Annotated in this window: 1 pseudogene; it reads left to right on the top strand. The window is 69.6% G+C overall.

Going from position 1 to position 5126, the window contains the following annotated elements:
* A pseudogene (locus ACI0FO_RS29305) lies at nucleotides 1–5126 on the top strand (beta strand repeat-containing protein); the annotation flags it as partial.

Here is a 5126-nt window from a genome sequence, read left to right on the forward strand (position 1 = left end):
CGCCACCATGCAGGCGGCGCGCGATCTGCGGGCGTCGGCGGGGCGCGACTTGACGGTTGATGGGGCTGCGCAGGCGGCGGGCAATGTGGTGCTTGCCGCCGGCCGCAATGCAGAGATCAAAGGCATCGTTGGCGCGGGCGGATCCGTCGATGTGGATGCCAAGGGTGACGTGAGGATCGCCGCGCAGGGGGCGTTGCAGACTCAGGGCGCGCTGCGTGTCGCGGCGGGGCAGGACCTGTCGCTGGAAGGCTCCCTGCTGATGGGCGGCCAGGACGTGCGCGCCGAGTCCGCGCGCAACATGCGGATAGGCGGCGCCACGACCACGCCGGGCGTGACCCCGCCGGCTGGTGGCGGAACCGGTACGGGAGGCTCCGGTGCGGGTGGTTCCGACGCGGGCGCATCGCCGGGCAGCGGTGGCGCTTCCGGCACGCCAGGTGCGTCGCCGACCTCCACCACGGGCGCGGCCCAGGTGGGCGTCAATTCCAGCGGCTTGGTCACCGCCCGCGGCGCGGTCGCATTGAAGGCCGGCCGGGACATGGTGTTGCCCGGTCAGGTGACCGCTGCGGGTGTGCTGAATGCGCAGGCCGGGGGCGACCTGACCACGGGCGCAAGCGCTCACGTGCAGTCGGGAGGGCGCGCCAACCTGCGCGCCGCCGCCGACCTCAATCTGGACGGCGTGGTCGCTGCGCGCGGCGACGTCTCGTTGACGGCGGGGCGCGACGCGCGGGTGTCGGGCAAGGGAGCGTCCACCGGCCGCGTCGCCATCGACGCAGCGCGCGACTTGCGCATGGATGCGCCCGCGCAATGGGACGCGGAAGGCGGTGCGACGGGCAAGGCCGGCGGCGCCATGGCGCTGGCCGGCATCTTGCGCGCCAACGGCGACCTGGACCTGTCGGCGGGGGGCAAGCTTTCCGTCGACGGCACGCTGGCGGCGGCCTCGGGCGGCGTCAATGCCGTGGCGGGCGCCGACATGGCGGTCGGTGCGCAAGGCCAGATCGCCGCGGCTGAAAACGTGGATCTTGCCGCGGGAGAAAGCCTACAAAGCGCAGGCAAGATCACGTCCCTCAAGGACGTGACGCTGCAAGCCGCGCGCGACCTCACGCTGGAAGGGCAGGCGCTGGGCACCGGCGACGTGCGGCTACAGGCGGGGCAGGCCATGACGACATCGGCCGCGTCTCGCGTGCAGGCCGATGGCTCGGTCGCGGCGGATGCGGCCAGCGCATCGCTGGCCGGCCTGTTCATTGCAGGCCAGTCCGCGCAAGTCAGCACGCAAGGCAATCTGCGCGTGGACGGCACGCTGCTTGCCGACGCCGGCACGCTCAAGGTCACAAGCGGTGGCGATATGGCGTTGGGCAACGCTAGCGTCCTTCAGGCTGGCCAGCAACTGGACGCCCAGGCCAGCGGCAAGCTGATCGCGGGCGGCACCATTTCCGGTCAGAAAGACATTCTTCTGTCCGCCGGTACTAACGTCGAACTGAACGGCAAGACGGTCGCCGACGGCACCCTGCGCGTAGAAGCCGGCGCGGACCTGACGGTAGGCCAAGGCGGGCTTGCGCAAGGCAGCAACACGCTCAGTCTGGATGCGGGCCAAGACCTGCGCATCGCCGGTACAGCCAGCACCGCCGAAGCCGTGCCGCGCGCGGGTGGCGTCCTGCAAGCCCAAGCGGCGCGGGACCTGTTCGTGACCGGCACGGTGACGGCGGGTACGCCCGCCAGCTTGTCCGCCACGCGCAACCTTGGCATCGACGGCACGGTCGCGGCGCTGAAGGGCACGTTGACGGCTGACGCCGGTGGACAGTTGCGCGTCGGCGCGGATGGCCGCATGCAGGCGGCGCAGAACCTGAGCGCCCAATCGGGCGGCGACCTGGAATCCGACGGCGTCATCGTCGCGGGCGGCGGCTTGACGCTGATGGCCACGGGCGATGCGCGCCTGGGCGGCACGGCGGCGGCGCTGGGCGACGCCATGGCCGGCAACCTGCTGGTGGGTGGACGCGATGTGATCGTCAAGCAGGGCGGGCAGGTGCAGGCCGCGGGTACGCTGACGGCGCAAGCCCAACGCGACCTGGTCGCCACCGGCGCACTGGCCTCGGTACAGGACATGATGCTGGCCGCCGCGCGCGATGCGCGCGTGGACGGCACGGCGGCCAGCGACGCCAATCTGACGCTGGCGGGCCGCAATGTCACCGTGGGCGCGGCAGGCCTGGCGCAAGCCGCCGCCACGCTCACCGCGACGGCGCAAGGCACGCTGCTTGCCGCGGGCAGCATGCTGGCGGGCATCACGCAAACGCTCAGCGCGGACGACGGCATGACCGTGGACGGCACCGTCGCGGCATTGCAGGGCGACCTGACGCTGGACACGCAGCGCGGCAACCTGGTGATGGGCGCTGCGTCGAACCTGCAAGCGGGCGCAACACTGACCGCCACCTCGGGCGGCGCGCTGAACGCCTTGGGATCGGCCGCCGCCGGACAAGACATGACGCTGCGCGCCGGCACGGACGCCACGCTGGGCGGCATCGCCGCCACGCAGGCGGGCAACGTGACCGTCAACGCCAACGGCACCCTCACGGCCAACGCCGACGGCCGCATCCAGGCCGGTGCGGGCATCGACCTTCAGGTAGGCGGCGCGCTGCAAAACGCCGGCATTCTTTCGGCAGCGGGCGCGGCCAGCCTGCGGGCAGGAACCACGCTGGACAACACGGGCTCGGTGCTGGCGGGCGGCGACGTAACCGCGACGGCGGCCGGGCGGCTTGGCAACACCGGCCGCTTTATCGCGGGCGTGGGCGAAGACGGCACGCTCAGCCTGCCGGGCAGCCTGAAACTGACTGCGGCCTTCATCACGCATCCTGGCATCAGCGCCGCTGGCAAGGACATGACCTTCGCCGCGGGGGGCATGGAGATCGCCGGCGGTAATCTCTCCGCCCTCGGCAAACTGACGCTGGCTTCCTCCGGAGACATCGACGCGCGCAGTGCCATCGTCCATGGCGGCAGTCTGGACATCACCGCCGTGAACCTGAGTAATCAGAACGGCAAGCTGACCTCGGCCGGCGGCGCCGTGTTGAAACTGGGCGGCGCGCTGGACAACACCGGGGGGCTAGTCGCTGCCGCAGGCAACGTGCTGATCCAGGCGCAGCAGGTGGGCAATCAAGGGGGCACGCTGGCGGGCGGCAACCTGGCTCTTGCCTCCTTGGGCGCCGTCGATAACCGCGGCGGCCTGATCCAGGCCGACGATACGTTGACCCTGAATGCCGCCAGCCTGGACAACCGCGCCACGCTGGGCACGCCCGCCAAGGGCGTCCTGGGCAAGGTGGTCGAGATCGTGTCCGGCAACGTGAACAACCAGGGCGGATCGATCAGCGCGGGCCAGGACTTGACGCTTACTACCGATGAACTGGACAACGTGGGAGGCGAAGTCGCGGCCCAGCGCTACACAACGGTCCAGGCCACGACCCTGAAGAACAACCAGGGCAAGTTGCTGGCGGGCGAACGCCTGGCCGTGACCATCCAGGCGCTGCAAGGCCTGGGCACGTTGCAATCCGCGCAAGATCTGTCCTTTACCTACACGGGCTCGCTCAACCAGACCGGTACCATTGCCGCCGGCCGCGACCTGAGCATGTCCGTCGGCGGGGCCATGGACAACAGCGCCACCGTCAGCGCCGGCCGCGACCTGAGCATTACGGCCGCCTCGCTTAACAACCAGGCCAGTGGCGAACTGCTGGCCGGGCGCACCAACACCATCAACGTCGCCAATGGTCTGACCAACTTTGGCCTGATCGACGGCGCGTCGACGAACATCTCGGCGGGACGTGTCGACAACTTCGGCCGCATCTACGGCGACGCCATTTCGATCCGCGCCGGAGATCTGGTCAACGGCGCGGGCGCGGGCGGCGGCGCCGTCATTGCGTCCCGCGGCGACTTGGACCTGGGCGTGGCATCGTTGGTGAACCGCGACCATGCTCTCATCTACGCAGGCGCGGACCTGCGTATCGGCGGCGCGCTGGACGCCAACCGCAAAGCCATCGGCCAGGCCGCGTCGCTGCTGGACGCATCGGCCACGATCGAGGCGGCAGGGAGCGCGGCGATTTCGGCTGCGTCCTTGCAGAACGTCAATACCAACTACGTCAGCCAGGTCGTGCCTGTGATGACGGTCCCCAAGCTGTACGTGACACCGGCGGGCACGACCGACGTGTACGACATGGAGACCAACTGGTTCTGCGACCAGGTCACAGCATTGTGCGGCAAGGCTCCCGAATGGCTGGATGACGATCCCGAGCGCCGCTTCCTGCTGCCGTCAGACAAGTATCCGGCATCGCGATACGGGCCCCCGTTTGATTACGTGCAGAGCAAAAAGGGCCGCGCCGGCGAGACCGCACCGATCCCGATCACGTATATCCCCGAATCCGTAGCGTGTTCGGGTGGGGACAGGGGCGATTGCTGGGACGTTCCCGAGTCGTTCGTCTACAGCTCCGATGCGCGTGTGTGGGCCGTCTTCGGCGTCACGCCACCTTCCGGGTCCATGCCCGTCTGGGTGCCGCCGCAGCGGGATTGCTACAGCACGGCGGAATGCACTGCTGAAGCGGCCCGCCGCAAGGCATACGAAGATGCCTACGCGGCGTATCGAGCCCCGCACATTGAGCTGGACCGGCGCATCCGCGACTTCAACGCCGACTTCAACAACCGCCTGGTAGGCACCTTCACCTACTACCAGGTCGAAGAAACCGTCACCGAAACCCGCACCGTCTCGTCCGACCCCGGCAAGATCCTGTCGGGCGGCAACATGACGCTGACCGGCACCGTAACCAACGACAAGAGCCAGATCGCCGCGGGCGGTGCGCTGTCAGTAAGCGGCCCCGCAATCAACAACATCGGCGCGGGCGGCGTGCGCACCGTCACGCGCGTAGGTACGGCTACGGTCACCCAGGCGCGCGACAGCGACCGCAAGGAATACTCCGAAGCCTACAACCGCACTCTGGCCGCGGAGCCGATCGAATTGCCGGTCGGCACGGCCGGCGGCCATGCTTCGGTCTCGCTCAGCGGCAGCGCGCCTGGCGCCAGCGGCGGCAAAGCGCCCGGACCCGTCCAGATCGCCAGTGTTGGCCTTCCCGGCGGCACGGTCGTGCGCAGTGTGT

The sequence above is a fragment of the Achromobacter marplatensis genome, assembly GCF_049060505.1.
GTDB classification, from domain to species: domain Bacteria; phylum Pseudomonadota; class Gammaproteobacteria; order Burkholderiales; family Burkholderiaceae_B; genus Achromobacter; species Achromobacter marplatensis_A.